We start from the raw sequence: 26,453 nt of genomic DNA on the forward strand, positions 1-26,453 counted from the left end.
GTCAGCCCGGCGAGCGGTCACCCCCACCGACCGGGACCGGCATCCGTCGGGCGCGGGCCGGCAGGACCACCCAGGCGAGGACCACGCTCGCGACAAAAACCACGAGAAGGTACGTACCGATTGTAGCCAGGCCAATGGTCGTGATTCCGGCGATTGACGCAATGGTCAACAACACCGACCGCCCCTCCCAACCGACGGTGGCGGCGTGCAGCGGCGGGGCGGACTGCCGCTTCTCCAGCCGGGCGGTGAGGTCGTAGTGGTGCAGGGTGAGCACGAAGACATACCCGAAGATCAGCCAGGCGGGGGCGCGGCCGGCCACCCCGACGGCGATGGCGAAGAGATACTCCCCGGCCCGTAGCGCCGCCGGGACCAGCCAGTCCAACGGCCCGCGGTGCGCGGCCCGCGCGCCGAACGCGCCGACGAGCAGCAACAGCAGCCCGGCCGGCACCACCCAGCCCCGCAGCGCCCCGCCCTGGTGGACCGCCCGCAACGCGACGATCAGCAGCACCACCGCGCCGAGCGCGCCGAACACCGCCAGGCCCAGCACGTCACGCCCGGCCGGCAGCGTCCGGGCCAGCGGCCCGTCGTCCCGGTGCAGGGTCGTGTCCACCGTCTCCATCACCGGCACCCGCATCCACCGGGCCCGCAGGGTCCGCAGCGCCCCGGTGTACGCGAATGCCAACGTCCCCCAGACCAGCACCGCCCAGAGCGCGACCAGCGGGCCGAAGAGCGCGGCGGCCAGCGCCATCAGCGCCCACCGTTCCCCGATCGGGAACACCACCGTCCGCTTCAGCCAGTACGACACCGAGCCGGTGTCCGACTGCACCTTCGTCGAGGCGGCGTTCAGCTTCCCGCCGATGCCCCCGGCCGCGCCGGGCGCCGGGCGGGGTCGGCGGGCCGCCTCGTCGTGCAGCACGCCGTACCAGGTGTCGGTCATGTGTCGCACGGTCTGCAGGGTCATCGCGGCGATGGCGAGGGCCCAGCCGTAGCGGAAGCCGGCGTGTGTGGCGCCGTAGCCGAGCCCGGCGTAGACCAGATACTCCTTGGCCCGGTCGGCCATGGTGTCCAGCCAGCCACCCCAGGCGCTGAAGTGCCGGGTGTAGCGGGCCAGCTGACCGTCCACGCAGTCCAGCACGAAGCCCAGGTAGAGCAGGACCGCCCCGGCGACCAGCGCGGGCCGACCACCGACGCCGAAGAGCACCGCGGCGGCCACCGCGAAGGCCACCGAGATCATGGTGACCGCGGTCGGCCCGAGTCCGATCCGGGCGGCGGCCTTCGTCACGTACGGGGACCAGGTGCTGACGAAGAACGTGGTGAAGAAGTCGTCCCGCTCCTTCACCGACAGCCGCAGCTCGGCCTTGTCCTCGTCGACCGCGGCCACGGCCGCCTTGGCCGCGCTCGCCTCGGCGGGGCTGCCGACCCGGCGCGCCACGAGCAGGCGTACCCGGTGCGCGAAGGCCGGCGTGCCGCACGCCGCGAGATCGGCGAAGAGCCGGTCCACCGGGGACCAGGGGCTCGCCGTCGCCGGCTCGCCCGGCACGGAGCCGGCCGCCGCCTCGGCTGCGGCGGCGAGGGCCGGCAGGTCGGCCGGCCCGACCCGCAGCGCGCCGCCGAACACACCGGTCGCGCCCTCCGGGTCGCCGACCGCGACCACCTGGCCGCGCTCCTCGCGGACCGGGACCTGGCCGGGGGCCGGCGGATCGGTGAGCACCAGGGCCACCGTCGGCCCCACCGGGCTGGTCGCCAGATGCTTGAGTACGGCGGTGTGCGCCACCAGGTCGGCCCCGCTGACCAGCACCGGGCCGGTGGCACCGGCCACCAGCGCGGCCAGCTCGGTCAGGTCGGCGGCCACCCGCACGTCGCTCGCCCCGGCCTGCCGCCACTGCGCGACGAGCCGGTCGACCAGGCGCTGCCCGTCACCCGTGGTCAGGCCCGCGGCCGGGTCGGCGGCGAGCACGATCGCGAGGGTCACCGCTGCACGGCGCTGGCGTACGCGTGCAGCGCCTCGTCGATCGTCCCGTCGACGGTCAGCCGTCCGGCGTCGAGGTAGAGCCCTCGGCGACAGAACCGGGCGAGGTCCTTTTCGTTGTGTGACACCAGCACCAGCGTGCGCCCTTCCGCGAGAAGTCGCTCGATGGTCGCATAGCACCGCGCGCGGAACTCCGCGTCCCCGACCGCGGTCACCTCGTCGATCAAGAGGATCGGGTGGGGCAGGTGGGCGATGACCGCGAACCCGAGCCGCACCTTCATCCCCGAGGAGTAGTGCCGGACCGAGGTGTCGATGGAGCGTTCGACCTGCTCCCCGGCGAACGAGACGATCTCGTCGAAGTGCCGCCGCAGGTAGGCGGTCGGCAGTCCGTGCAGCCCGCCCACCAGGTACAGGTTCTCCCGCCCGGTCAGGTCGTTGGAGAAGCCGGCGGAGAGTTCCAGCAGCGGAGCCACCGCCCCGCGGACCCGGAGCCGGCCCTCGTCGGGGATCAGCACCCCGGCGATCAGCCGCAGCAGGGTGCTCTTTCCGGTGCCGTTCCGGCCGATCACCCCGACGGTCTCGCCCGGCTCGATCCGGAACGACACGTCCCGCAGCGGCCAGAACTGGCCGGCGGTGGCGTTCCGCCCGCCCCGGTGGATCAGCAGTTCCCGCAGCCGGAGCTGGCGGCGCCGGTTGCGGACGAACCGGATGCCGAGTCCCTCCGCCTCGACGATCGCCATTCACAGTTCCTTGAGCACGGCCGGTTCGAGCCGGCGGAACGACCACCAGCCGAGCGCCAGCACCAGCAGGCTGCCCAGCACGGTGATGGTGAGCAGCCGGGCGTCGGGGAACTGGTCCGGGTACCAGATCGAGTGGTGCAGCTGGAAGATGCCGACCAGGGGATTCAACTCGTAGACGATCTTTACCCAGGTCGGCATTCCGGAGTCCCGGACCAGGGCGAGCGGGTAGATGATCGGGGTGGCGTAGAAGAGCACCCGGATGATCAGCCGCATGAAGCGCTCGATGTCCCGCATCAGCACGTTGAACGCCGACAGCAGCAGCGCGACCCCCACCAGCAGGACGAACTGCACCGCCACGGCCAGGGGCAGCGCGAGCAGCGTCCAGCCGACGTGGATCTTCCCGTGCGCCGCGTAGATCGCCGCGATGCCGGCCAGGATCGGCAGGCCGGCGGCGTACTCGGCGAAGCGACCGGTGACCCGGCCGATCGGGAAGACCTGCCGGGGCACGTTCATCGTGGTGATCAGGCGGGCCTGCCCGGTCAGCGCGTTCGTCGCCTCGTTGAGCGCGGAGCTGGCCCACATCCAGGCGAAGATCCCGGTGATCAGGTACAGGGGGTACGACCCGGCCGCGTCGCCCAGATGCCGGCGGGTGGCGCCGGAGTAGAGCACCCCGAAGACGAACCAGTAGATCAGGCCCATGCCGAGCGGCTCGATCAGCGACCAGAGGTAGCCCAGGACGGACTGCTGGTACTTCACCGCGAGGTCCCGCCTGACCAGGATGCGCAGCGAGTTGCGGGCCGACCAGAGCGCGGCGACGCCTGTCGTCACCGTCCCATCCTCGCCCTCGCCACCCCGTGCCGGCGTCGGTACCGGCCGGGTCACCCCTTCGGGTTCAGCACTCGATCACGTTCACCGCGAGGCCGCCCCGCGCGGTCTCCTTGTACTTGATCTTCATGTCGGCACCGGTCTCCCGCATCGTCTTGATGACCTTGTCCAGCGACACGGCGTGCACCCCGTCGCCGCGCAGCGCCAGCCGGGCCGCCGTGATCGCCTTGATGCTGGCCACCGCGTTCCGCTCGATGCACGGAATCTGCACCAGGCCGCCGACCGGGTCGCAGGTCAGCCCCAGGTTGTGCTCCATGCCGATCTCGGCCGCGTTCTCCACCTGGGCGGGGGTGCCGCCGAGCGCCTCGGCGAGCCCGGCGGCGGCCATCGAGCAGGCCGAGCCGACCTCACCCTGGCAGCCGACCTCGGCCCCGGAGATCGAGGCGTTCTCCTTGAACAGCACCCCGATCGCGCCGGCGGCGAGCAGGAAGCGGACCACGCCCTCGTCCGACGCGCCGGGCACGAACCGGGTGTAGTAGTGCAGCACGGCCGGGATGATCCCGGCGGCGCCGTTGGTCGGGGCGGTGACCACCCGCCCGCCGGCCGCGTTCTCCTCGTTGACCGCGAGGGCGAAGAGGGTGACCCAGTCCATCGCGTGCAGCGGGTCGGTGGCGTCGGATTCCGCCTCCAGGCTCCGCCGCAGCTCGGCCGCCCGGCGGCGGACCTTCAGCCCGCCGGGCAGGATGCCGTCCCGCTCGCAGCCCTGGGCGACGCACTCCCGCATCACCCGCCAGATCTCCAGCAGCCCGGCCCGGACGTCGGCCTCGCCGCGCCAGGACAGCTCGTTGGCGAGCATCACCTCGCTGATCGACAGGCCGTTGTCGGTGGTGACGGCCAGCAGTTCCGCACCGGTGAGGAACGGGTACCGGACCTGGGTGCTGTCCGGCTTGATCCGGTCCGCCCCGGCCGCCGCCTCGTCGACCACGAACCCACCGCCGACGGAGTAGTAGGTCCGGGCCCTGACCAGCGCCCCGGCGGCGTCGTACGCCGCGAAGGTCATCCCGTTCGGGTGGTACGGCAGCGAGCGGCGCCGGTGCAGCACCAGGTCCCGGTCCGGGTCGAAGTCGATCTCCTGGGTGCCGAGCAGGCTGAGCCGCCGGTCGGCGCGGATCCGCTCCACCCGCGGCCCGACGTGATCCGTGTCGACGGTTTCCGGGGCCTCGCCCTCCAGCCCCAGCAGCACCGCGCGGTCGCTGCCGTGGCCGTGGCCGGTGGCGCCGAGCGAGCCGAAGAGTTCGGCCTGCACCCGGACGGTGTCGGCGAGCAGCCCGTCCGCCTTGAGCCCGGTCACGAAGGTGCGGGCGGCCCGCATCGGCCCCACCGTGTGCGAGCTGGACGGCCCGATGCCGACGCTGAAGAGGTCGAAAACACTGATCATGGCTGCACTTTCCTCGCCGTCGGTCCCGTCGTGCGGGTCCCGGCCCGGGATGTGCCGCTCCCGGTCCGGGGCGGCGGGCGGCACCCGGGGTGTGGGCGCCCGACCGGCGAGCCTACCCGCCCAGGTCAGGCCCCGCCCGCGGGCCGCCACCCTCCCGCACACCACCCACCCTCCACCCTCCACCCTCCGCCGGCCAGCGCGCGGATTCCCGGAAAGAGTGGCCATTGCGCGCCGGATGGCCGCTCTTTCCGGGAATGAGGGCCTTGCTGATCGGGTGGGTGGTGACGGGTCGGCGCAGACCCGGCGGGGTAAGCACCTACGGGTGCCTGGAGCAACGATCCTCCTCCGGACCGAGGGCGCGGTGCGTACCCGTTCCTAGCCTGGAATCGGCGCGGCGGATCGCCGCAGAGTGGGAGTACGACGATGAGTCGCAAACTGGTCCGGCCCCGCGAGGGGCGCATGCTCGCCGGTGTCTGTGCCGGCCTGGCCCAGCGGTTCGGGCTGTCGGTCGGCCTGGTCCGGCTGCTGTTCCTACTGTCCCTGCTGCTGCCCGGCTCCCAGCTGATCATCTACGTGATCCTCTGGATCCTGATGCCGAACGAGGACCGCTACGCGACGGCCCGCTACTGATCCGCCGCGATGCCCGCCCCGGCGAGCCGGGGGCGGGCATCGACCGGTCACGGAGCCGTGTAGGTGACGGTCACCTTCTGGTAGCCGAGGGAGCGGAGCAACCCCTCCAGCATCTTGCGGGTGTTCTCCTCCGCCCGGGCGGTGAGCCCGCTGTCCCGGGCGGCGGCGGTGATCCGGTCCTCGGCCAGCTTGTATACCTGCTGCTGGCGGTTGGGGTCGCCGGCCACCAGGTCGTTGATCCGGTTGAGCAGGCCCCGCTGCTGGGCGAAGACGTAGCTCTTCTCCAGGTCGAGGTTGGTCTCGCCGAGTTGTGGGGCCGGCAGCTTGATCTCCACCGACTTCTTGTCGGCGGACTCCACGACCGCCCCGTCGGCGATCTTCGAGAAGTCGACGTACGCCTCGATCCGGCCCGCCCCGACGAACAGCGTCCGGTCGTTGAGCAGGAAGTCCGGCACGTTCCTCCGGTCGTTCTGCAGGTCGACCACCACCTGGAAGTCGCCCTCGGCGGCGACGTACCGGCTGAGGTCGCGGATCGACTTGAGCAGCGGCGGCTGGCTCCGGTCGGTGTGCTCCTTGGCGAACGGGTTGCGGAACTCCGGCAGGATCCCGGTCGCCTGCACCCCGAGCAGCACCACCACGGCCAGCGCGGCCGCGCCGAGCACCCAGAGCAGGCCGCGGACCGGGCCGCCGGCCGGCCGGGGCGCATCCGGCGCGGCATCGGCTGTGACGTCCGACCGGGCCCGAAGGTCGTCGGCGGTCGGGTAACCGGGGAACTCCCTGGTGGGCTCGTTGATGTCACCGTCGCGGGCCATCGCCCTCACCGTCCTCGTCAGACACATCGACTGATGATGACGTTACGGCTCCCGTGCGACACCCGCTCGGCGAGCGACCCGGGCGGATGGATCCGCAGGTCAGGCGAAGGCGGAGAGCCCGGTCAGCCGCTGCCCGATGACCAGCTGGTGGATCTCCGAGGTGCCCTCGTAGGTCAGCACGCTCTCCAGGTTGTTGGCGTGCCGCATCACCGGATACTCGCCGGAGACGCCGTTGGCGCCGAGGATCGTCCGGCACTGCCGGGCGATCGCCAGCGCCTCCCGGACGTTGTTCAGCTTGCCCACGCTGACCTGATCGGGCCGCAGCCTCCCGGCGTCGGCGAGCCGGCCCAGGTGCAGCGCCAGCAGCAGGCCCTTGTTCCACTCGACGGCCATGTCGGCGAGCTTGGCCTGGGTGAGCTGGAAGCCGGCCAGCGGCCGGCCGAACTGGGTCCGGGTGCTCGCGTACGACAGGGCGGTCTCCAGGCAGTCGCGGGCCGCGCCGAGCGCCCCCCAGACGATGCCGTGCCGAGCCTCGGTCAGGCAGCTCAGCGGCGCCTTCAGGCCGATCGCCTCGGGCAGCCGGGCGTCCGCCGGAAGCCGGACGTCGTCGAGGACGATCTCCCCGGTCAGCGACGCGCGCAGCGACATCTTGTGCCGGATCTCGCGCGCCGTCACCCCGGGCGTGTCCATGGGTACGGCGAAACCGCGTACCCCCTCGTCGGTGCGGGCCCAGATCACCGCCACGTCGGCGATCGGCGCGTTCGTGATCCACATCTTGGTGCCGTTGAGGATCCAGTCGTCCCCGTCGCGGCGGGCCCGGGTGGTCATCGAGGCCGGATCGGAACCGTGATCGGGCTCGGTCAGCCCGAAGCAGCCGATCGCCTCGCCGGCGGCCATGGCGGGCAGCCAGCGCTGCTTCTGCTCCTCGCTGCCGTAGCGCCAGATGGCGTACATGGCGAGCGAACCCTGCACCGACACCAGCGACCGGACGCCGGAGTCGCCGGCCTCCAGCTCCAGGCAGGCCAGCCCGTACGCGACCGCCGACGCGCCGGCGCAGCCGTACCCGGTCAGGTGCATGCCGAGCAGGCCGAGCTTGCCGAACTCGCGGGCCAGCTCGCGGGCCGGCACCTGGCCGTCCTCGTACCAGCCGGCGACGTGCGGGCGCACCCGGTCGTCCATGAGCTGGCGGACGACGGCGCGGATCTGCCGCTCCTCCTCGCTCAGCGACGCGTCGACGTCCAGCAGGTCCAGTGCGGTCATCCGGCCACCTTAACGATTCTTCAGGCAGGCGTCACTCGGCCTGGCCGCCCAGCACCAGCACCCGGGCGTGGATCTGGTTGCGCTGCTGAAGTGCCGCGCGCAGCGCCCGGTGCAGGCCGTCCTCCAGGTAGAGGCCGCCGTTCCACTGCACCACGTGCGGAAAGAGGTCGCCGTAGAAGGTGGAGTCCTCGGCGAGGAGCTTGTCCAGCGCCAGCTCCCGCTTGGTGGTGATGAGCTGGTCCAGCCGCAGCGGACGCGGGGGAATCTCCGCCCACTGCTTGAGCGTGAGGTTGTGCTCCGGGTAGGGACGCCCGTCCCGGACCGCTCTGAAGATCACGGCGCGCTCCCCTCCCCCTGGCCAGGTCCGCCCCGGCGTCGCGCCGGATCACGGCCCGGCGCCACGCGGAACGGCTGGTGATGTCCGTGCCAGCCTAGCCGCACCCGCCACACCGCGTTTTACTCCCTCATGTCGGTTTCGACGCCACCGATACCCGACCTGCCCGGACGAACCGCCCTCAACTCCAGCGGCCCCGCCGAACCACATCGTCGATCGGCCGCCGCCCGCGGCGCAGCGACGCCGACCGGTGGTCGGGCGCCCGGTAGCCGATGGTCACGGCACCGATCGGGTGATACTCGGCCGGCACACCGAACGCCTCCCGGTACGCCCCGACCCGTTGCGGCGGGATGCCGAAGAAGCAGGCGCCCAGCCCCTCGTCCACGGCGGTGAGCAGCATCAGCAGCGCGGCGAAGCCGGTGTCCACGTACCAGTACGGCACCGGCCAGCGGTCCTCCGACCGGTCCGCCCAGCCCTTGTCCGGCTCGGCGTAGCGGTCCAGGTAGGCGGCGCGGTTGGCGTGCGGCACGACGATCAGCGGGGCCCGGCGCATTCCGGAAAGCCAGCGTTCCCGGCCACCGCCGCCCGGGGTGGCCGCGGCCCAGAACCGCTCCCGGTCCGCCGGCTCCTCCAGCACCAGGAAGCCCCAGCCCTGGGCGAAGCCCGCCGAGGGCGCCCGGATCGCGTGCGCCAGCAGCCGGTCCACCACCTCGGGCGGGACCGGCCGCTCCGGGTCGTAGTTGCGTACCATCCGGCGGCGCCGGACGACCTCGGCGAACTCCACGCTCAGGCGCCGGGTCGGATGCCCCAGGCACCGCGCCAGGTCTCGCCGGGGGCCAGGGCGATCAGGTCCCTGCCGGAGCGGAACGCGTCCGCCGGGCAGGTCATCGGCTCGACCGCGACCGAGCGGCGGTAGCGCTCGCCGGTGAGGGTGTCCCCGGTGAAGACCTGCCACCAGCCGAACTCGCGGTCCGCCCAGAGGTCCACCGCGGCCGAACCGTCCGGCGCGGCGAGGGTCACCGCCGAGCCGCCGTCGGCGTCCCGCACGACGTCGCCGAAGGCCAGGTCGAGCACCGCGTCGCCGATCGGGCGGGGCGCGGTGAAGTCGTACTCGGTGCCGGTCACCTCGGTCACGCCGATCGGGAGCAGCCGGCCGTCCAGGAGCATCCGGGTCCGCCCCGGCACCCGCAGCGACAACTCGTCCACGCCGACCCCGGGCAGCCGCAGGTAGGGGTGGATCGAGAAGCCGAACGGAGCGGCCTCGCCGGACAGGTTCGTCACCTCGTGCTCGGCGCGCAGCCCGTCCGCCCCGACGCTCCACCGGGCGAGCAGCCGCAGCGACCAGGGGTAGCCGGGGCTCGGGGGCAGGTCGTAGCCCACGGTCACCGCCTCCGGGGACTGCTCGACGAGGTGCCAGGACACCCAGTTGACCAGGCCGTGGATGGCGTTGTGCCGGGCCGGCTCGGTCAGGTCGAGCTGCAACGACCGGTCGCCGAAGCGGTAGGCGCCGTCCCGGATCCGGTTCGGCCACGGGGCCAGCACCTGGCCGGCCGAGCCGGGGCAGAGCTCGTCCGCCGCGTACCCGTCGAGGTAGTCCACCCCGTCGTGCCGGTACGCCCGCAGTCCACCGCCGACCTCGACGACGACCGCCTCGTGCCCGTCGGCGGCAATGCTCCACTGTGCCCCCGAGGGTGCGGGGTTCACGCCGTTCTCCATGCCGGCGACCTTAGTCCGTCGCCCCCACCCGGTGCTGAAGCCGGTGGCCGGCGTCCCAGCCGGTCGGACGGCACCGGGTGGGGCCGCCGGCGATCGAGAACGGTTCAGTCGCGTTCGGCGGCTGCCGTGGTGGCGGCGCGATAGCGGAGCAGCGCCGGGAAGACCGTCACCAGCAGGACGGCGAGCGCCGCCGCGACGAGGCCACCGCCCACCCAGGCGGCTCCGGCGCCGAAGCCGGCGGCCACCGTGCCGGCCCGCAGGTCGCCCAGGCGCGGGCCGCCGGCGACCACCACGGTGTTCACGCCCTGGAGCCGGCCGCGCATCCGGTCCGGCGCGTAGATCAGCAGCATCGACTGCCGCAGCACCGAGCTGACCAGGTCGGCGGCCCCGGCCAGGCCGAGCAGCACCACCACCAGCCAGAGCTGATGAGCCAGCCCGGCCAGGGCGATCGCGACGCCCCAGCCCACCACCGCCACCACCAGCGCCAGCCCCTGCCGTCGCAGCCGACCGATCCAGCCGGAGGTGAGGCCACCCACCATCGCTCCGATGGCGATGGCGCTGTAGAGCCAGCCGACCGCTCCGCCACCACCGAGCCGCTCCTGCGCCACCTCGGGAAACAGCGCCCGGGGCATCGCCAGGATCATCGCGATCAGGTCGATGGCGAACGACAGCAGCAGCACCGGCGTGGTGGCCAGGTATCGGAAACCGTCCACGATGCTGGCCAGTCCCGCCTTCCGCGGGGTTCCGTCACCGTCCGGGTCCGGCTCGGGGGGCATCGCCGGCAGGCGGAGGGTGGCCCAGAGCGAGACGGTGAACAGCAGCGCGTCGACCGCGTACGCGATCGGCAGCCCCACCTCGGTTCGCCAGGTGGCGAAGATCAGTCCGGCCGACAGGGGTCCGAAGACCGCGGTCGCGGTGAACGTGGTGAAGTTCAGTGTGCTGGCCGCCGGGACCAGCTCGGCCGGCACCAGCCGCGGCAGGATCGCGCTACGGGCCGGCGAGGTGATCGCGAACGCGGTGGACTGCACCGCCACCAGGGCGAGCAGCAGCCCCGGGCTGCCCACCCGGAACAACGACTGGACGAGCAGGCACAGGGTCGACGCCCACAGCAGGCCGCCCGCGGCCAGCAGCACCCGGCGCCGGTCCCGGGCGTCGGCGACCGCGCCGCCCCACAGTCCGAAGACCAGCAGCGGCAGGAAGCCGGCCACGCCGAGCAGGCCGACCCAGAGCGACCCGCCGGTCAGCGCGTACATCTCCACCGGCACGGCGACCGCGGTGAACTGGAAACCGAACATCGCCACGCCGTTGCCGAGCCAAACCCGTCGGTACGCGGGCACGCCCAGCGGACGCAGATCGATCGCCCAGCGGCGCAGTCCGCGCGGCCGGACCTCCCGCACCCCGGTCACGGCGCCAGCCGCTCGATGACCCAGGCCCCGCCGTCGACCCGCCGGAACCGCAGCCGGTCGTGCAGGCGGCTGGCCCGGCCCTGCCAGAACTCCACGGTTTCCGGGAGCACCCGGAAGCCACCCCAGTCCGGCGGCGCGGGGATCGGCTCCACGGCGGCGAAGCGCTCGGCCGCCGCCCGGTACGCCACGTCCAGCGCGGCCCGGTCCGGGACGACCCGGGACTGGGTGCTGGCCCAGGCGCCGAGCTGGGAGCCGCGCGGCCGGCTGGCGAAGTACGCCTCGGTGTCGGCCCGGTCGACCTTCTCCACCCGCCCGGTGACCACCACCTGGCGCTGCATCGGAAACCAGGGGAACACCAGACTGGCCCACGGGTTGGCGGTCGCCTCGACGCCCTTGCGGGACCCGTAGTTGGTGTAGAAGACGAAGCCCTCCGGGTCGTACCCCTTGAGCAGCACGGTCCGGCCGCTCGGGCGGCCCTCGGCGTCGACCGTGCCCACCACCATCGCGTTCGGCTCGGGGAGCGGGTGGGCCACCGCCTCGGCGAACCAGCGGGCGAACTGGGTGTGCCAGTCCTGCGCAAGATCCGGTTCGGAAAGGCCCAGGTCGGCCGCGTACTCGTTACGCATGGCCGCCGGAGCAGGTGTGTCGCCCGTCACTACATCGTCCCTCTCGTCGGGGCGACCGCGTCCCGCGACGCTGGCCAGGCCCCTCCGCCCAGTCTGGCCGAGGCCGTGCGCCTGTCCACCAGCGGGGATGTCGCATGCGGCACAGCCTCAGCGGGTCGCACAACTGCTTACCGAGCAGGCAAGATGGCACGAACATATCCCTGAGGGGTCGCCTGAGGCGCGGGGCCGACTGAGCTCGCGTGGGCGCAACTGACGGAAGCCAGGAGACGACATGTCCGACTTCAAACCGGGCCTGGAAGGCGTCGTAGCCTTCGAGACCGAGATCGCCGAACCGGACCGCGAGGGTGGCGCACTGCGCTATCGCGGCGTGGACATCGAGGATCTGATCGGCCAGGTCTCCTTCGGCAGCGTCTGGGCGCTGCTGGTCGACGGGCGCTTCGGCCCGGGCCTGCCGCCGGCCGAGCCGTTCCCGGTGCCGGTGCACTCCGGCGATATCCGCGTCGACGTGCAGTCCGCGGTCGCCATGCTCGCCCCGTACTGGGGGCTCAACCAGCTCCTCGACATCTCCGACGAGCAGGCCCGCGCGGATCTGGCCCGGGTCTCCGTGACCGCGCTCTCCTTCGTCGCCCAGTCCGCGCGCGGCCTGGGCCTGCCGGCCGTGCCGCAGAAGGAGATCGACAAGGCGGAGACGATCGTCGAGCGGTTCATGAAGCGCTGGCGGGGCGAGCCCGACCCGCGGCACGTCAAGGCCGTCGACGCCTACTTCATCTCGGCCGCCGAGCACGGCCTGAACGCCTCCACCTTCACCGCCCGGATCGTCGCCTCCACCGGCGCCGACGCCGCCGCCTGCATCTCCTCCGGCATCGGCGCGCTCTCCGGCCCGCTGCACGGCGGTGCGCCGTCGCGGGTGCTCAGCATGCTGGAGGCCGTCGAGCGCAGCGGCGACGCCGAGGGGTACGTCAAGGGCGTCCTCGACCGGGGTGAGCGGCTGATGGGCTTCGGCCACCGGGTCTACCGGGCCGAGGACCCGCGCGCCCGGGTGCTCCGCCGGACCGCCAAGGAGCTGGGCGCGCCGCGCTTCGAGGTCGCCGAGGCCCTGGAGAAGGCCGCCCTGGCCGAGCTGCAGGCCCGCCGCCCGGACCGGGTGCTCGCCACCAACGTCGAGTTCTGGTCGGCCGTGGTGCTGGACTTCGCCGAGGTGCCGGCGCACATGTTCACCTCGATGTTCACCTGTGCCCGGATGGGCGGTTGGTCCGCGCACATCCTGGAGCAGAAGAAGCTCCAGCGGCTGGTCCGCCCGTCGGCCCGGTACGTGGGCCACGGCCCGCGCAAGCCGCAGGAGGTCGAGGGCTGGGACGCGGTCCCGCACGGCGTCTGATCCGACGAGCCACCCGCCGATCCCCGTCCGGTCCGCCCGGGCGGGGATCGGCGCTTTCCCGGTCAGGGCCGCCACGCCAGCCAGTCGTCCGGTTCTGATCGCCACACCTGCCAGGTGATCAGCGCCAGCAAGCCGGCCCCGCCGAGCGCGACGAGCGAACCGACGTACGGCCAGAGGTACGCACGGTCGTCCATCACGTACCGGCCCGGGTCGTCCGGGTGGTAGCGGACGGTGATCCGGTCGCCGGCCTGGGTCCCGCTGAACGCGTCCATCTCGGTGACCACCCGTCGCCCGTCGACGGCGAACGCGATCCTCGCCTGCTAGCCCTCCCGCTTCAGCACCGTGGCCTCGGTTGTCCGGTCCGAGTCGAGGAAGTGCCGGTCCCGGCCGGCCTGGTCCAGCACGATCACCAGAAGGAGCAGGACGCCGGCGACGCCGAGGACCAGGGCGATCCAACGGTTGGCGGTCGTACGCCGCGACCGGCGGGGCCGACCGGCGCCGCCGGTCCTCCGACGAGCCATGGTCAGCCCTCCTGGTGTCTCGACCTTGCGCGGACCAATCGTGACCGCTGCCGGCAACTGTGGTCCACGCCTCACCACGCGGTTCGGGACCGACCGGTCGGTGGGCCACCGCAGGTGCGAGGATGAAGGCCGGCAGTGCCGCCGGACCGGGCCCGGATCCCGGCTCCCCGCGCGCCCGCGCGCGGCCGTCGTCGGTCCGTGCCCGCTGAAGGGCCCGTCCTCGCCCACGCGGAAGGATCGAGACAACAGTGGCTGACGCACCGACCATTCGGATTCCCGACGACATCAAGCCCGCCGACGGGCGCTTCGGCTGCGGGCCGTCCAAGGTCCGTCCGGCGGCGGTCTCCGCCCTGACCGATGTCGCCACCAGCTACCTGGGCACCTCGCACCGGCAGAAGACCGTCCGCGACCAGGTGGCCCGGCTGCGCCGGGGCATCGCCGAGTTCTTCTCCCTCCCCGAGGGCTACGAGGTGGTCCTCGGCAACGGCGGCACCACCGCCTTCTGGGAGGTCGCCACCTTCGGCCTGATCCGGGACCGGGCCCAGTTCGCCAGCTTCGGCGAGTTCGGCGCGAAGTTCGCCAAGTCGGTCAAGGACGCGCCGTTCCTGGGCGAGCCGACCATCCGCAAGTCCGAGCCGGGCAGCGCGCCGGCCCTGGTCGCCGAGGCGGGCGTGGACGTCTACGCCACCCCGCACAACGAGACCTCCACCGGCGTGGCCGTGCCGATCAGCCGGGTGCCGGGTGCCGACGAGGGCGCGCTGCTGCTGGTGGACGCCACCTCCGGTGCCGGCGGCCTGGAGGTCAACGTCGGCGAGACCGACGTCTACTACTTCGCCCCGCAGAAGTGCTTCGGCTCCGACGGCGGCCTCTGGCTGGCCCTGATGTCGCCGGCCGCGCTCGCCCGCGCCACCGAGATCAAGGAGTCCGGCCGCTACATCCCGGCCTTCCTCGACCTGGTCACCGCGATCGACAACTCGCGGCTGGAGCAGACGTACAACACCCCCGCGCTGGCCACCATCTTCCTGGCCGCGGAGCAGACCGACTGGATGAACGCGCAGGGCGGCCTGGCCTGGGCGGCCAAGCGCACCGCCGAGAGCGCCGGCATCGTGTACGGCTGGGCCGAGCGGGCCGAGTTCGCCACCCCGTTCGTGGCCGACCCGGCGCTGCGGTCCAACGTGGTCGCCACCATCGACTTCGCCGACGGGGTGGACGCCTCGGCGATCGCCAAGGCGCTGCGTGCCAACGGCATCGTGGACACCGAGCCGTACCGGAAGCTGGGCCGCAACCAGCTCCGCGTCGCGCTCTTCCCGGCGGTCGAGCCGGCCGATGTGGAGGCACTCACCGCGTCCATCGACTACGTGGTCGAGCGACTCTGATCACCTCGTGACGGTGGGTGGTCGTCGGGGCCCCGGCCACCACCCACCGTGATCATCGCCGCAGCTCAGTCGCAACATGCCGGGTGTCGCATCCCCCACCTTCGGGTAGATGAGCGTACGGTGGTGCGAGACGCCCGGGTGGCCGGCTCGTGGCGTGACGGCCAGCGAAGCGGGACGGAGGCAAGCCCATGCGCCCAGTACGCTTCGTCGCCCTCTCCGAGGACGGCCAGGCTCTGGTGCTCACCGACGAGGTCGGGCGCCTGCTCGCCCTGCCGATCGACGAACGCGTCGCCTCGGTGCTGCACGCCGAGCCCGGCGCGACGCCCCTCGCGGTGGTGCCCTCCGCCGCCGACCCGGCGCCGTCACTGTCTCCCCGGGACATCCAGGCCCGGATCCGCTCCGGCGAGTCCGCCGAGGACGTCGCCCGGATCGCCGGCGTCCCGGTCGACCGCGTCCTGCGCTACGCCGGCCCGGTGCTCCAGGAGCGGGCCATGCTCGCCCAGCACGCCCGGCGGACCCGGCTCAAGGGCGCGGAGAAGCCGACCCCGCTGGCCGAGGTGGTCAACGGCCGGCTGGCCCAGCACGGGATCGACACTGAGAAGATCTCCTGGGACGCCTATCGGCGGGACGACGGCACCTGGCGGATCATCGCCACCTGGCCGTCGGGCAAGGCCACCGCGCAGGCGGTCTGGGACCTCGACAAGACCCGGCAGCAGGTCACCCCGCACGACGACATGGCGCAATACCTCTGCGCCGAGCGTCCCACGCCGATCCTCGGCCAGGAGCCGGCGCCCGAACGGGGCGGCCACGCGCTGCCCGGCCCATCGCGCGGCGAGCCGAGCCGGGGCGGGCACGGCCTGCCGGCACCCACCGAGCACGCCCGCCCGGGGCGGGACCCGATCCGCGCCGGCCGCGACGCCCTGCTCGCCTCGCTGGACCGACCGCTCGGCTCGACGTCGGGCCGCGGGCTCGACTCGCGCTCGCCGGCCGCGCTGGCCGGGCCGGAATCCCCCCGCCAGCGCCCGGTCAGCGGTGGCGCGGCGGCGTTGCTCGGTGGCGGTCCGGGGTCGGCGTTCGACGACGACTCGGACGCGCCGAAGGAGATCCCGGCCGTGCCGTCGCTGGCCGTGCTGCGGCCGCGTCGCACCGGCGCGGCGGCGGCTGCTGGTGGCAGCGAGTCCACGGAGGCCGGCGCCAAGCCGCGCAAGCGGCTGCCGAGCTGGGACGACGTCCTCTTCGGCAGCGGCCCGGCGGCGCGCGAGTCGTCCTGATCCATCGGGCCACCCTGGCAACGCGCGAGTTGTCGTAGGCACTCGAAGTCCTCGCGTGCCAGGGTGGACCCATGGAGTACACGAACCTGGGACGCACCGGTCTCTCGGTGAGCCGGCTCTGCCTCGGCACGATGAACTTCGGGCCGCAGACCGAAGAGCCGGACAGCTTCGCCATCATGGACCGGGCGCTTGAGCACGGGATCAACTTCTTCGACACCGCCAACGTCTACGGGTGGAAGCTGGGCGAGGGCGTCACCGAGCAGATCATCGGCCGCTGGTTCGCCCAGGGCGGCGGGCGCCGCGACAAGGTCGTCCTGGCCACCAAGGTCTACGGCAAGATGGGCGAGTGGCCCAACGACCAGGGCCTGAGCGCCCGGCACATCGTCCGGGCCTGTGAGGAGTCGCTGCGCCGCCTGCAGACCGACACCATCGACCTCTACCAGATGCACCACATCTCGCGGACCACGCCGTGGGAGGAGATCTGGCAGGCCATGGAGACCCTGGTCGCCCAGGGCAAGGTCCTCTACGTCGGATCGTCCAACTTCGCCGGTTGGCACATCGCGCAGGCGCAGGCCGCCGCGGGCCGGCGCAACTTCCTCGGCCTCGTCTCCGAGCAGTGCATCTACAACCTGATGACCCGGTACGTCGAGCTGGAGGTGATCCCCGCCGCGCAGCACCACGGGCTGGGCATCATCCCCTGGTCGCCGTTGCACGGCGGGCTGCTGTCCGGGGTCATCCGCAAGATGGCCGAGGGCGGCGCGGCGCGCGGCGCCACCGGCCGGTCGGCGGAGGCGCTCGCCGCGCACCGGCCCACCATCGAGGCGTACGAGAAGCTCTGCGCGGACCTCGGCCACGACCCGGCCGACGTGGCGCTGGCCTGGCTGCTCTCCCGGCCGGGCGTGACCGCTCCGATCGTCGGTCCGCGCACCGCGGACCAGCTCGACCGGAGCCTGAACGCCCTCGAGATCACCCTCGACGAGGCCACCCTGAAGCGCCTCGACGAACTCTTCCCCCCGATCGGCAACGGCGGCCCCGGCCCGGAAGCCTGGGCCTGGTAACCCCTCTCCCCGCACCCCCACCCCGTCCCCGCGTCTGCGGGTCGGGGGCGGGGCAGGGGTGGGGTGGGTCAGAGGGGCCAGGCGGCGAGGCGGTCGTAGGTGGGGCGGGGGCCGGGGTGGCTGCGGACCAGGACCAGTTCGTCGGCCGGCCATTCCGGGCCGAGGTAGTCGTGCAGGGCCTCCCGGTCGGCCAGAATGTCGGCGCGGTCGATCCGGTCGCCGGGGCGGGCGATGGTCAGGTGCGCCCGGAACGGCTTCTCGTCGTGCGGCAGCCGGGCCCGGCGCAGCCCGAACCGGATCAGCCGGACCAGCGTGGCCAGCCCCTCGACGTCGCCCCGGACGTCCACCCAGAGCACGGTGAACCGGCCGCGCCCGAAGCTGCCCCCACCCCCGAGCCGGAGCTGCGGCGAGCCGGGCCGACCGTCCCGGAACGTCTCGGTGGCCAGGCCGAGCGCGCTCTCCACATCGACCAGCCGGTCGTCCTCCACGTCGCCGAGGAAGACCAGCGTGAGGTGGGCGCGGGCCGGGTCGGCCAGCCGGACGTTGGTGCCGGCGGCAGCGGCGGCACCGACCCGCAGCCGGGCCACCTGGGCAGCGAGGTCGTCGACCGCCGGCCGGGGCGGGTAGACCGCGACGAAGAGTCGCACCGACGCCCCGGTCAGCGGTGCCGCTGGTGGTGACCGGGGCGGGCCGCGGGCAGGGTGAGCCCGGCGGCGTGCAGCAGCCCCTCCACCCGTACCCGCTCGATCTCCCGGTCCACGCCGTCCAGCTCGGCCAGGTGCTCGGTGACGCCCAGCGCCTGGCAGGCGGCGCGCAGCCGCTCGTCGTACGCGCTGATGACCGCGCCGTGCCACACGACCGAGCGGTCGGCGGCGGCGAGCCGGTGGCCGCCGAGCCGGCGCAGGTCGGTGGCGAGCTGTTCCAGCGGGCGCCGGTCCTCCCGGTCGAGCTCGGTGAGGTCGATGTCCCGGGTGAGCGCGTCCACCTCGACGGCCCGGTCCAGCCGTTCGATGGTCCGCCGTTCGCGGCGCTGCTCCCGCCACTCGGCCCACCGGCAGGCCACCCGGTCGAGGATCTCGTCGGCGCAGAAGACCAACGCGATGACGGCGGGCAGACAGCAGACGGCAAGGATCGTCAACACCAGCAGCAGACCCCGCCCCACCTCCACATATCGACGCTAAGCCGCATCGTGGCGGCCCGCCACCCGTTTGCCGACATCCGACTTGAATGAGAAGACGGAAGGACCGGCCCCCGGGGCGGGGAACCGGTCCTTCCGGTGGTCAACGGGTCACTCGGCGCCGGGCGACACCACGTAGAAGCGGGGCATGGGCAGCACCCGCATCCGCAGCCGGGCTCCGGAGCGGCGCAGCTGCCAGGTGAGCGCGAGGAGCGCGGCGGCCAGCGAGATCAGACCACCGATCCAGATGCTCGCCCCGGCACCGAAGGTCTCCGCCACCCAGCCGATGACCGGCGCGCCGACCGGGTTGGTGCCGAGGAAGACCAGCACCCAGAGCGCCATCACCCGGCCCCGGAACGCGGCGTCGACGCCAAGCTGGACCCGCTGGTTGGCGGCCTGGGCGAAGAAGACCATGAAGAACCCGGTCGGCAGCAGCAACGCCACCACCAGCCAGTACGCCGAGGCGAGCCCGACCAGCGTGCCGAAGGCCGCGCAACCGACCGCCGCGCCGAGCACCAGCCACACCGAGGGGCGGCTGCGCCGACCGGTGCCGGACAGCGCGCCGGCCAGCGCACCGACCGCGAGCGCGGTGCTGAACAGGCCGAACGAGGCGGCACCGGTGTTGAAGACGGTCTTGGCCAGCGCGGCGAGGGTGAGCTGGAAGTTGAACAGGCTCATCCCGATCACCGACATCAGCACCATCAGCAGCAGGATGTCCGGCCGGCGCCAGACGTACCGCAGGCCGTCCACCACCCGGGCCTGGTCGCGCTCGCCGGCCGGTGGCAGGTCCTTGCGGTACAGCTCCGTGGTCCGCATCCGGACCACGTTGACCAGCGGGGCGATCGAGCTGAGCGCGCTGAAGAGGAAGACCGGGCCGACGTCGAAGGCGGCGATGGCCAGGCCGGCGACGGCGGGGCCGACGATCCGGGCCGAGTTGAAGGTGGCGGCGTTGAGCGAGAGCGCGTTGGGCAGCAGCGGTACGCCGACCAACTCGGAGACGAACGCCTGCCGGACCGGGGTCTCCACCGCGTTCGCGACGCCCAGCAGGGCAGCGAACGCGAAGACGTGCCAGAGCTGCACCAGCCCGGTGAGCACCAGCAGGCTCATCACCAGCGCCAGCCCGGTCCAGAACGCGTTGGCGATGAAGAGCAGCAGCCGCTTGTCGTACCGGTCGGCCAGGCGGCCGGAGAGCAGGGTCAGCAGGAGGACCGGGGTGAACTGCAACGCGGTGACCACGCCGAGCGCGGTGGCGGAGTTGTCGCTGAGCTCGAGGACGAGCCAGTCCTGGGCAATGAACATCATCCAGACGCCGATCAACTTGATCAGCTGTCCGGTGGCGAAGAGTCGATAGTTGCGGACTCGTAGGGACTGGAACATCCTGCTCAGCTTCGCCTGCACTCTTTATGCGCCTCCTCGCGGCGGGTACGCCTCATCCACGGCGGACGAAGCGGACCGCACGGCGCGGTGGCGCTCAGGCGCGAGCGATGCCCTGGAGGATCTCGGCGGCGCGCCGCAGCGTGTCGCGTTCCTCTTCGGTCAGCGCGGCCAGCCGGCCGGCCAACCACTCGTTGCGGGCCCGCTCGAACTGGTCGAGCACGGCCCGTCCTCCCTCGGTCGCCGAGAGGATGACCTGCCGGCCGTCGGTCGGGTGGGGGGTGCGCTGCACGAGGCCGCGCTCCTCCAACTTCGCGACGATCTTGGTCATCGTCGGCGGCTGCACCCGCTCGACATCGGCCAGTTCCCTGGGCGTCAGGGCGCCCGCCAGCTTGATGCTGGCGAGCGCGGAGAGTTGGCTGCCCGTCAAGTCGCCGACCGGGCGCGCCTGCCGGACGCGCCGGTTGAGTCGGGTGATCGCATCACGCAGCTGAGGAGCCAGCTGCGCCGGTGGCACGCGTTTCGCCGTCACCGTCCGCTCCGTCACACTAGTTAGCTTAACTAATGAGCCTGGCTAACGACATGCGATATGACCAGGCTCACCAGAAGATCATTTTCCCCGCGCGGGAAGTACAGGATGAACAACAACGCCCCAGATCACCAAACAGGCAGGGGCGAACGATCACGTACGCTGTCCCCGTGCCCCAGGAGCAACCGCCGCGGCCCGAGCCGCTCGACCCGCCGATGGTGCCGATCGCCGTCATCGGGCTGATCGTCTGGGCGGTGGTCGGGCTGGTGCTGCTGATCTTCCGCGGTTGGCTGACCGAGCATGGCCACCAGAACTGGCTCTGGACCTGCCTGGCCGGGTTCCTGTGGGGCTTTCCCGGTCTCGCGGTGATGATGCGGCACGACGCCAACCGGCGGCGCCGCCACGAGGCCGCCGGGCGGGGCTGACCCGTCAGGGGTGGCCGTACGGCTCCGCCGGCTCGGCCGCCTCCACGGAGCCGGGGGCACGGCTGACCGAGACCGCCTCGACCGCGCTGTCGTCGTAGACCGTGGGCAACTCGTCGACCGGGGTCTCGGCCGCCTCGACCAGGGTCTCCGAGTGCGCGCCGCAGCCGTGGTCGGCGCTCACCACCCGGCCGTCGTCAGGAGCGTAGAAGTTGCCGCAGGCGCCGAAGGACTGCCGCAGCGCCCCGGCGAGGGGCAGGTAGAAGCCGCAGGTGCCGCAGCGGGCGGCGGCCGGCGCGGCCACCGAGATCGCAGCGTCCGGCCCGTGGTCACCGTCGTACCAGCGCTGGGCAGCCTCCGAGCGGCCCTCGCGGGACAGCACCCGGGCCCGGCCCAGGCCCAGCTCCCACGCGGTCTCCTCGACCGCCGGGTCGTCGGAGAGCAGGTAGCCCGGGGCGAGACGCTCGTCGTCCGACGGGGTGGGCAGCAGATCGCCCGGGCCCAGGTCGCCCGGCTTGAGCCGCTCCTGCCAGGGCACCCAGCCGGGGGCGAGCAGCGCGTCGGCGCCCGGCAGCAGGACGGTCTCGCAGATGGTGACGTGGCGGCTGCGCGGCACCCGGGTCACCGTGACGGCCCAGCGCCAGCCGCGGTAGCCGGCCAGCCGGCACTCGAAATAGTGGGTGACGAGCCGGTCGCCCTCGGCGACGGCCTGGAGGTGGTCGCCGACGTCGGTGGGGTCCACCTCGGTGATGGCGGCGCGGGCCACCTCGACGGCGGCGGCGCACACCTGGTCGAGCCGGGGAGCGCGGGCGGAGGCGGGCCTGGTCACCCGTCCATTGTTCCCCATGCCCACGGTCGGTTGACAGGCACTCCCCGGAGTCGTTCTCCCGGGTGCCGCGACGCGCGTGGATCAGATGGGCAAGGATGGGACACATGCCGCTGTCCTCCCGCTCCGGCCGATCCGTCCTCGGGCGGACCGTCGGCACCGGCATCCGCACGACCCGCCTGCTGCTCCGCGGCTCGCTGCGGGGCGGGCGCTGGATGACCCGGCGGGCCGGCTCGGCGCGGGCCCGCAGCGCCGGCAACGAGGTGGGCATGGTCCGCCTCTTCGACCTGCACGCCCTCTCCTGCGCCGGGGACACCCTGATCGCCATCGGCCTGGCCGGCACGATCTTCTTCGACGTGCCGCTGGGCGAGGCCCGGAACAAGGTCGCGCTCTACCTGCTGGTGACCATGGTGCCGTTCGCCATGCTCGCCCCGGTGGTCGGACCGCTGCTGGACCACTTCCGGCACGGCCGCCGGTACGCGCTGGCGACCACCATGCTCGGCCGGGCCTTCCTCGCCTGGCTGATCTCCGACTACATCGGCAGCTTCGGGCTCTACCCGGCGGCGTTCGGCGTGCTCGCCCTCTCCCGGGCGTACGGGGTGGCCCGCTCGGCCGCGGTGCCGAGACTGCTGCCGGAGGGTCTGGGGCTGTCCCAGGTGGGTGCCCGGGCGAGCGTCTACGGCACGGTGGCCGGTGGGCTGGTCGCCCCGCTCGGGCTGGCCGCGTTCTGGTTCGGGCCGCAGTGGCCGCTCCGGGTGGCCTCGCTGATCTTCCTGATCGGCATGGTGATCTCGCTGCGCCTGCCGCCGAGGGCGGATTCCGAGCCACCGGAGCGGGTGCCGCGCCTGCTGCGGGCACTGCGCCACCGGGACGGGGAGCGACCGCTGGGCCGAGGCCGTCCCGCCGGCCGCCTGGTGATCGCCACCCTGATCGGCGCGGCGGCGCTGCGCGGGGTGTACGGCTTCCTGCTGCTCTTCCTGGCTTTCGCGATCAAGGCCGGCGACCTGACCACCGACTTCTTCGGCCGGAACCTGGGCGCCCAGGGCGCGCTGGGCCTGGTCGGCGGCGCGTTGGCGGTCGGGAGCTTCCTGGCCACCGCGGTCGGCACCCGGCTGCGTATCCACCGGCCGGCCGCGATCCAGTCCAGCGGCATGGTCATCGTGGCCGGCGTGGCGGTGCTGGCCGCGCTGAAGTTCTCGCTGCCCATGGTGGCGTTGCTCTGCCTGGTCGCCGCCCTGATCAGCGGGATCGCCAAGCTCGCGGTCGACGCGTCGATCCAGGAGCGGATCCCGGAGCGGCTGCGGGCCAGTTCCTTCGCCCATTCGGAGACCGCGCTCATGCTCGCCTTCGTGGCCGGCGGCGGGCTCGGGCTCGTCCCCTTCACCGGCCTGGTCGGGGTCTCGGTCGCCGCCTGCGTCGCGGCACTGGTGGCCGCACGCGGCGTGCTGGTGGCCAGCCGGCTGCGCAACGAACGCCTGATCGGCCGGCCGCTCGGCGACGACGAGCTGGCCGAGCAGATGGAGCCCGAGGAGAAGGCCGCCGACCCGACCCCCACCTCGCCGGGCCCCGCGCCGGGCGGTACGCCCTCGCAGCACGACGACGAACTCGCGCCGCCGGGCTTCCACATCTACCGCCCCTCCTCCACCGTCCCTGGGCCGGGCGGGGTCGACGAGGAGAATCGGCGAAATCCGCGGGGGCCGTTCGCGTGAGCGGACTGCTGGTGGTGACCGCCGTGCCCGTCGAGGCGGAGGCGGTCCGGGCGGGCCTGATCGACCCGACGGTCACCGTCGCCCCGGTCGGGGTGGGTTCCGCCGTCGCCGGGGCCGCCACCGCCCGGCTGCTGGCGCTCGCCGAGGCGGCCGGGCGGCCGTATCGGGCGGTGGTCAGCGCGGGCATCGCCGGCGGCTTCGTGGGCCGGGTGACGGTCGGCGGCACGGTACTGGCGACCCGCAGCGTGGCGGCGGACCTGGGCGCCGAGTCACCCGAGGGCTTCCTCCCGGTCGAGGAGTTGGGCATGCCGGCGGAGCTGCTGGGCGGAGGCAGCGTCATGACCGCCGACTCGGGGCTGCTGGGTGCCCTGCGCACCGCCCTGCCGGAGGCGGTGGTGGGCGCGGTGCTGACGGTCAGCACGGTGACCGGCACCGCCGCGAGCACGGCGGCCCTCGCCGCCCGGCACCCGGACGCGGTGGCCGAGGCCATGGAGGGGTACGGCGTCGCCGTCGCCGCCAGCCAGGCCGGCCTGCCCTTCGCCGAGCTGCGGACGGTGTCCAACCCGATCGGCCCCCGGGACCGGGGATCCTGGCGGATGCGCGAGGCGTTCGCGACGCTCACCGAGGCGGCGGCCGCCCTACGCTGACCGCCCGCTCCAGCCGCAACGCGGCCGGCCGGCTCCACGCCCGCTCGAACCCGCACGCGAGCAGGAAGTCGATGGCGCCGCGCTCGGCGACCAGCGCATGCGCGGAGCCGATGCCGGCCCGGCCCATCTCGACCGAGAGCGCGTCGACCAGCCGACGCCCGATGCCCAGCAGACGGTACGCCGGCGCGACGAGCACACCGTCGAGCACGAGCTCGCGCTGGCCGACCGGATAGTGCCCGATCAGCAGATCGACGCTGCGTTCGTGGGCCCGAAGCTCGCCGACCAGCTCCCCGCCGGGCCGCTCGGCGACGAAACGCCAGGAGGTGGACGGGACTGCCGGGTCGACGCACCGGCGGATGGTGCAGTCCCGCCGCACCCGATCGCGATGCCGCTGCCGATCCCGCTCGCCACGGTCCAACCTGTACGTCACGGCCGGCAGCCGGGGCCAGCGCTCGGGCGGGACGTCGTACCAGTGCGCCCACCAGGCGCCCGGCCAGTCGCGAGGCTCGCCCACCTCGCGGGCCTCGAGGTGGGCGGGAGGGTGCCGCCCCGCCGCGTCCCGCAGCTCCTCCTGGGGAACCGGAGCAAGCTCACCCGACGCCGCGAGGGAGATCGTGATCCGGCCGGCCACGGCGCCGACGAGACGCTCGATGATGCGGAAACCCGGGTCGGCCGACCTCCCGGACTCGATCCGCGCGATCGTCGCCTGCGGCACCCCGGACTTGGCGGCCAGTTCCCGTTGGCTGAGGTCGACCGCCCGGCGCAACGCGCGCAGGATCGCGGCCAGATCCGTCAGAGGCTCGGCATCGGTCACCAGCCCATGCTCGACCGCACCTCGGCACCAGTCCAACCCGTGGGTATCCACCTGTGGACAACGTTGTGGAAAACCCCTGCGGCTGGGGATGAAGCATGCTTCACCCGCTACGAACTTGATGACGTGAACGATTCAGCGGCGCCTCGACCGCAGCCGGCAAGTCGAGCCCTGCAGAGCCCGGCCGCGAATCATCACCGTCCCGGACGCGAATCATCTACGTCATCAAGTTTGTAGCGGGTGAGGAGAGGTCCGGCACACCTGGTGGCCCGGATCGCCACCATCCGGGGCAGCGCTACCCCGACCACAAGGGGGAGCAAGGGCGGCACCGGCCGTAGCGGCGCCAGGGTGGCGGCATCACCGCGGCGGGACCAGGGTGGCGGGCGGTCCACAGCCCGGGGTTACGGTGGGGGACGTGGCGCTCTCCCTGGCGATCTCCCCCTGCCCCAACGACACGTTCGTCTTCGACGCCCTCGTGCACGGCCGGGTGCCGGGCGCGCCGCCGGTCGAGGTGACCTACGCCGACGTGGACGTGACCAACACGGCCGCCGAGCGCGGGGCGTTCGACCTGGTGAAGGTGAGCTACGCGGCGCTGCCCTGGCTGCTCGACGACTACCACCTGCTGCCCTGCGGCGGCGCGCTGGGCCGGGGCTGCGGCCCGCTGGTGCTCACCCGCGGCGACCGGGCCGACCTCTCCGGTGCGACCGTGGCGGTGCCCGGCGAGCGGACCACGGCGTACCTGCTCTTCCGGCTCTGGTCGGCGCAGCGGCCGCCGGCGCGGATCGAGGTGGTGCCGTTCCACGAGATCATGCCGGGTGTGGCCGCCGGGCGGTACGACGCCGGGCTGGTGATCCACGAGGCCCGGTTCACGTACCCCCGGCACGGGCTGACCGCGCTGGTCGACCTCGGCGAGTGGTGGGAGGGCGACACCGGCCTGCCGATCCCGCTCGGCGCGATCCTGGCCCGCAAGGGCGCGGTCGACCCGGTCGAGGCCGCCGCCTGGATCCGCGAGTCGGTGCGCCAGGCCTGGGCCGACCCGGAGGCCAGCCGCGAGTACGTCCTGGCCCACGCGCAGGAGATGGAGCCCGACGTGGTGGACCGGCACATCGCCCTCTACGTCAACGACTTCACCGCCGACCTGGGTGAGGCCGGCTTCGCCGCCGTCGAGGCGCTGCTGGGCCGGGCCGCCGACGCCGGGCTCGTCCCTCAGACCTCCAGCTCGCGCGCCACCGCGTGGACCAGCTGAGCGACCTTCTGCGCGGTCTTGCGGTCGGGGAAGCGGCCCCGGCGCAGGTCCGGCTGGACCTTCGCCTCCAGCACCTTGATCATGTCCTCGACCAGGCCGTGCAGCTCCTCGGCCGGCCGCCGGCGCAGCTCCGCCACGGACGGCGGCGCCTCCAGCAGCTTGACCCCCATCGCCTGGGCACCCCGGCGGCTGTCGACCACGCTGAAATCGACCCGCTGGCCGCCCTTCAGATCGGTGACCCCCGACGGCAGCGCGCCCTTGGGCAGGAACACGTCGCCACCTTCGTCGCTGGTGACGAACCCGTATCCCTTGGCCGCGTCATACCACTTCACTCGACCCGTCGGCACTTGAA

At 73.1% G+C, this 26,453-nt stretch carries 28 protein-coding genes and 1 pseudogene; 9 read left to right on the plus strand and 20 right to left on the minus strand.

Going from position 1 to position 26,453, the window contains the following annotated elements:
- Window position 1 precedes the first annotated feature (1 nt).
- From ACNAVT_RS03235 to ACNAVT_RS03250, 4 genes and pseudogenes are all read right to left on the minus strand, one after another.
- Window positions 2-1,972, minus strand: coding sequence for a DUF5941 domain-containing protein (locus ACNAVT_RS03235; RefSeq protein WP_416292613.1), 1,971 nt, complete (start codon window positions 1,970-1,972; stop codon window positions 2-4).
- Window positions 1,969-2,574, minus strand: a pseudogene (locus ACNAVT_RS03240) (ABC transporter ATP-binding protein); the annotation flags it as partial. The gene ACNAVT_RS03235 and the pseudogene ACNAVT_RS03240, both read right to left, overlap by 4 nt.
- Window positions 2,575-2,709: 135 nt before the next feature.
- On the minus strand, window positions 2,710-3,537 hold the full coding sequence (locus ACNAVT_RS03245; RefSeq protein ID WP_416292615.1) for an ABC transporter permease: 828 nt from the start codon (window positions 3,535-3,537) through the stop codon (window positions 2,710-2,712).
- Window positions 3,538-3,601: 64 nt separating this feature from the next.
- On the minus strand, window positions 3,602-4,972 hold the full coding sequence (locus tag ACNAVT_RS03250; RefSeq protein ID WP_416292616.1) for an L-serine ammonia-lyase: 1,371 nt from the start codon (window positions 4,970-4,972) through the stop codon (window positions 3,602-3,604).
- A gap of 423 nt (window positions 4,973-5,395) precedes the next feature.
- Here ACNAVT_RS03250 and ACNAVT_RS03255 point away from each other — a divergent pair, with 423 nt between their 5' ends.
- A complete protein-coding gene (locus ACNAVT_RS03255; protein WP_416292618.1) occupies window positions 5,396-5,602 on the plus strand; it encodes a PspC domain-containing protein in 207 nt (68 codons plus the stop codon).
- Window positions 5,603-5,649: 47 nt separating this feature from the next.
- Here ACNAVT_RS03255 and ACNAVT_RS03260 read toward each other — a convergent pair whose 3' ends face one another.
- The 7 genes from ACNAVT_RS03260 to pdxH all read right to left on the minus strand — a co-directional run bounded on the left by ACNAVT_RS03260 (window position 5,650) and on the right by pdxH (window position 11,756).
- Window positions 5,650-6,414, minus strand: coding sequence for a DUF4230 domain-containing protein (locus ACNAVT_RS03260; protein ID WP_416292857.1), 765 nt, complete (start codon window positions 6,412-6,414; stop codon window positions 5,650-5,652).
- A gap of 99 nt (window positions 6,415-6,513) precedes the next feature.
- Window positions 6,514-7,674 carry an acyl-CoA dehydrogenase family protein gene (locus ACNAVT_RS03265; RefSeq protein ID WP_416292620.1) on the minus strand — a complete coding sequence of 387 codons (1,161 nt, stop codon included), beginning with the start codon at window positions 7,672-7,674 and terminating at the stop codon, window positions 6,514-6,516.
- A gap of 31 nt (window positions 7,675-7,705) precedes the next feature.
- Window positions 7,706-8,011: a type II toxin-antitoxin system VapB family antitoxin gene (locus tag ACNAVT_RS03270; protein ID WP_416292622.1), complete on the minus strand. Its 306-nt coding sequence runs from the start codon at window positions 8,009-8,011 to the stop codon at window positions 7,706-7,708.
- 178 nt (window positions 8,012-8,189) lie between these two features.
- A complete protein-coding gene (locus tag ACNAVT_RS03275) occupies window positions 8,190-8,792 on the minus strand; it encodes a nitroreductase family protein (RefSeq protein WP_416292623.1) in 603 nt (200 codons plus the stop codon).
- Between the two features lie 2 nt (window positions 8,793-8,794).
- Window positions 8,795-9,724: an aldose 1-epimerase family protein gene (locus ACNAVT_RS03280; protein ID WP_416292625.1), complete on the minus strand. Its 930-nt coding sequence runs from the start codon at window positions 9,722-9,724 to the stop codon at window positions 8,795-8,797.
- A gap of 104 nt (window positions 9,725-9,828) precedes the next feature.
- Window positions 9,829-11,130 (minus strand): MFS transporter, encoded by a 1,302-nt coding sequence (locus ACNAVT_RS03285; RefSeq protein WP_416292627.1) that lies wholly within the window; start codon window positions 11,128-11,130, stop codon window positions 9,829-9,831.
- Window positions 11,127-11,756, minus strand: coding sequence for a pyridoxamine 5'-phosphate oxidase (pdxH, locus tag ACNAVT_RS03290; RefSeq protein WP_416292859.1), 630 nt, complete (start codon window positions 11,754-11,756; stop codon window positions 11,127-11,129). The genes ACNAVT_RS03285 and pdxH overlap by 4 nt, the downstream gene beginning before the upstream one ends.
- A gap of 271 nt (window positions 11,757-12,027) precedes the next feature.
- On the opposite strand from pdxH, the gene ACNAVT_RS03295 reads away from it, so the two are divergent.
- Window positions 12,028-13,134 (plus strand): citrate synthase 2, encoded by a 1,107-nt coding sequence (locus ACNAVT_RS03295; RefSeq protein ID WP_416292629.1) that lies wholly within the window; start codon window positions 12,028-12,030, stop codon window positions 13,132-13,134.
- Between the two features lie 62 nt (window positions 13,135-13,196).
- Here the strand turns inward: ACNAVT_RS03295 and ACNAVT_RS03300 are convergent, their stop codons facing one another.
- Window positions 13,197-13,418 carry a DUF3592 domain-containing protein gene (locus ACNAVT_RS03300; protein ID WP_416292630.1) on the minus strand — a complete coding sequence of 74 codons (222 nt, stop codon included), beginning with the start codon at window positions 13,416-13,418 and terminating at the stop codon, window positions 13,197-13,199.
- Window positions 13,419-13,454: 36 nt separating this feature from the next.
- The gene (locus ACNAVT_RS03305; RefSeq protein WP_416292632.1) at window positions 13,455-13,655 is read right to left on the minus strand and encodes a hypothetical protein; all 201 of its coding nucleotides are present in this window, start codon (window positions 13,653-13,655) and stop codon (window positions 13,455-13,457) included.
- A gap of 248 nt (window positions 13,656-13,903) precedes the next feature.
- Here ACNAVT_RS03305 and serC point away from each other — a divergent pair, with 248 nt between their 5' ends.
- The 3 genes from serC to ACNAVT_RS03320 all read left to right on the plus strand — a co-directional run bounded on the left by serC (window position 13,904) and on the right by ACNAVT_RS03320 (window position 17,360).
- The gene (serC, locus tag ACNAVT_RS03310) at window positions 13,904-15,031 is read left to right on the plus strand and encodes a phosphoserine transaminase (protein WP_416292634.1); all 1,128 of its coding nucleotides are present in this window, start codon (window positions 13,904-13,906) and stop codon (window positions 15,029-15,031) included.
- Between the two features lie 188 nt (window positions 15,032-15,219).
- Entirely contained in the window at window positions 15,220-16,302 is a 1,083-nt protein-coding gene (sepH, locus tag ACNAVT_RS03315; protein WP_416292636.1) for a septation protein SepH, read from the plus strand.
- 71 nt (window positions 16,303-16,373) lie between these two features.
- A complete protein-coding gene (locus ACNAVT_RS03320) occupies window positions 16,374-17,360 on the plus strand; it encodes an aldo/keto reductase (protein ID WP_416292637.1) in 987 nt (328 codons plus the stop codon).
- A gap of 68 nt (window positions 17,361-17,428) precedes the next feature.
- Here the strand turns inward: ACNAVT_RS03320 and thpR are convergent, their stop codons facing one another.
- The 4 genes from thpR to ACNAVT_RS03340 form a co-directional block, all read right to left on the minus strand.
- Window positions 17,429-18,007: an RNA 2',3'-cyclic phosphodiesterase gene (gene thpR / locus ACNAVT_RS03325; RefSeq protein WP_416292639.1), complete on the minus strand. Its 579-nt coding sequence runs from the start codon at window positions 18,005-18,007 to the stop codon at window positions 17,429-17,431.
- A gap of 11 nt (window positions 18,008-18,018) precedes the next feature.
- Window positions 18,019-18,528 carry a hypothetical protein gene (locus ACNAVT_RS03330; protein WP_416292641.1) on the minus strand — a complete coding sequence of 170 codons (510 nt, stop codon included), beginning with the start codon at window positions 18,526-18,528 and terminating at the stop codon, window positions 18,019-18,021.
- Between the two features lie 120 nt (window positions 18,529-18,648).
- Entirely contained in the window at window positions 18,649-19,935 is a 1,287-nt protein-coding gene (locus ACNAVT_RS03335) for an MFS transporter (RefSeq protein WP_416292642.1), read from the minus strand.
- Window positions 19,936-20,008: 73 nt separating this feature from the next.
- Window positions 20,009-20,458: a MarR family winged helix-turn-helix transcriptional regulator gene (locus ACNAVT_RS03340; protein ID WP_416292644.1), complete on the minus strand. Its 450-nt coding sequence runs from the start codon at window positions 20,456-20,458 to the stop codon at window positions 20,009-20,011.
- A gap of 152 nt (window positions 20,459-20,610) precedes the next feature.
- Here ACNAVT_RS03340 and ACNAVT_RS03345 point away from each other — a divergent pair, with 152 nt between their 5' ends.
- Entirely contained in the window at window positions 20,611-20,865 is a 255-nt protein-coding gene (locus ACNAVT_RS03345) for a DUF2530 domain-containing protein (RefSeq protein WP_416292646.1), read from the plus strand.
- A 4-nt stretch (window positions 20,866-20,869) separates the two neighbouring features.
- On the opposite strand, the gene ACNAVT_RS03350 is transcribed toward ACNAVT_RS03345, so the two are convergent.
- Complete coding sequence (locus ACNAVT_RS03350; protein WP_416292648.1) at window positions 20,870-21,709, minus strand: DUF3027 domain-containing protein; 840 nt, start codon at window positions 21,707-21,709, stop codon at window positions 20,870-20,872.
- A gap of 86 nt (window positions 21,710-21,795) precedes the next feature.
- Here ACNAVT_RS03350 and ACNAVT_RS03355 point away from each other — a divergent pair, with 86 nt between their 5' ends.
- Window positions 21,796-23,397 (plus strand): MFS transporter, encoded by a 1,602-nt coding sequence (locus tag ACNAVT_RS03355; RefSeq protein WP_416292649.1) that lies wholly within the window; start codon window positions 21,796-21,798, stop codon window positions 23,395-23,397.
- Window positions 23,394-24,044 carry a futalosine hydrolase gene (locus ACNAVT_RS03360; protein WP_416292651.1) on the plus strand — a complete coding sequence of 217 codons (651 nt, stop codon included), beginning with the start codon at window positions 23,394-23,396 and terminating at the stop codon, window positions 24,042-24,044. Before ACNAVT_RS03355 ends, ACNAVT_RS03360 begins: the two co-directional genes overlap by 4 nt.
- Here ACNAVT_RS03360 and ACNAVT_RS03365 read toward each other — a convergent pair.
- The gene (locus tag ACNAVT_RS03365; protein WP_416292652.1) at window positions 24,016-24,858 is read right to left on the minus strand and encodes a GNAT family N-acetyltransferase; all 843 of its coding nucleotides are present in this window, start codon (window positions 24,856-24,858) and stop codon (window positions 24,016-24,018) included. The genes ACNAVT_RS03360 and ACNAVT_RS03365 overlap by 29 nt on opposite strands.
- 412 nt (window positions 24,859-25,270) lie before the next feature.
- Between ACNAVT_RS03365 and ACNAVT_RS03370 the strand changes: the two genes are divergently transcribed.
- Window positions 25,271-26,101, plus strand: coding sequence for a 1,4-dihydroxy-6-naphthoate synthase (locus tag ACNAVT_RS03370; RefSeq protein WP_416292654.1), 831 nt, complete (start codon window positions 25,271-25,273; stop codon window positions 26,099-26,101).
- Here ACNAVT_RS03370 and ACNAVT_RS03375 read toward each other — a convergent pair.
- Complete coding sequence (locus tag ACNAVT_RS03375) at window positions 26,062-26,448, minus strand: cold-shock protein (protein ID WP_416292656.1); 387 nt, start codon at window positions 26,446-26,448, stop codon at window positions 26,062-26,064. The genes ACNAVT_RS03370 and ACNAVT_RS03375 overlap by 40 nt on opposite strands.
- Between the last annotated feature and the right edge of the window lie 5 nt (window positions 26,449-26,453).

The sequence above is a fragment of the Micromonospora sp. SL4-19 genome, assembly GCF_047921475.1.
In the GTDB taxonomy this organism is placed as follows: Bacteria; Actinomycetota; Actinomycetes; order Mycobacteriales; family Micromonosporaceae; genus Micromonospora.

Coding starts and splice junctions, on each gene's coding strand:
- ACNAVT_RS03250 (WP_416292616.1), bottom strand. CDS start 4,972: ATGATCAGTGTTTTCGACCTCTTCAGCGTCGGCATCGGGCCGTCCAGC.
- ACNAVT_RS03255 (WP_416292618.1), top strand. CDS start 5,396: ATGAGTCGCAAACTGGTCCGGCCCCGCGAGGGGCGCATGCTCGCCGGT.
- ACNAVT_RS03260 (WP_416292857.1), bottom strand. CDS start 6,414: ATGGCCCGCGACGGTGACATCAACGAGCCCACCAGGGAGTTCCCCGGT.
- ACNAVT_RS03265 (WP_416292620.1), bottom strand. CDS start 7,674: ATGACCGCACTGGACCTGCTGGACGTCGACGCGTCGCTGAGCGAGGAG.
- ACNAVT_RS03280 (WP_416292625.1), bottom strand. CDS start 9,724: ATGGAGAACGGCGTGAACCCCGCACCCTCGGGGGCACAGTGGAGCATT.
- pdxH (WP_416292859.1), bottom strand. CDS start 11,756: ATGCGTAACGAGTACGCGGCCGACCTGGGCCTTTCCGAACCGGATCTT.
- ACNAVT_RS03295 (WP_416292629.1), top strand. CDS start 12,028: ATGTCCGACTTCAAACCGGGCCTGGAAGGCGTCGTAGCCTTCGAGACC.
- ACNAVT_RS03305 (WP_416292632.1), bottom strand. CDS start 13,655: ATGGCTCGTCGGAGGACCGGCGGCGCCGGTCGGCCCCGCCGGTCGCGG.
- sepH (WP_416292636.1), top strand. CDS start 15,220: ATGCGCCCAGTACGCTTCGTCGCCCTCTCCGAGGACGGCCAGGCTCTG.
- ACNAVT_RS03320 (WP_416292637.1), top strand. CDS start 16,374: ATGGAGTACACGAACCTGGGACGCACCGGTCTCTCGGTGAGCCGGCTC.
- ACNAVT_RS03350 (WP_416292648.1), bottom strand. CDS start 21,709: ATGGGGAACAATGGACGGGTGACCAGGCCCGCCTCCGCCCGCGCTCCC.
- ACNAVT_RS03355 (WP_416292649.1), top strand. CDS start 21,796: ATGCCGCTGTCCTCCCGCTCCGGCCGATCCGTCCTCGGGCGGACCGTC.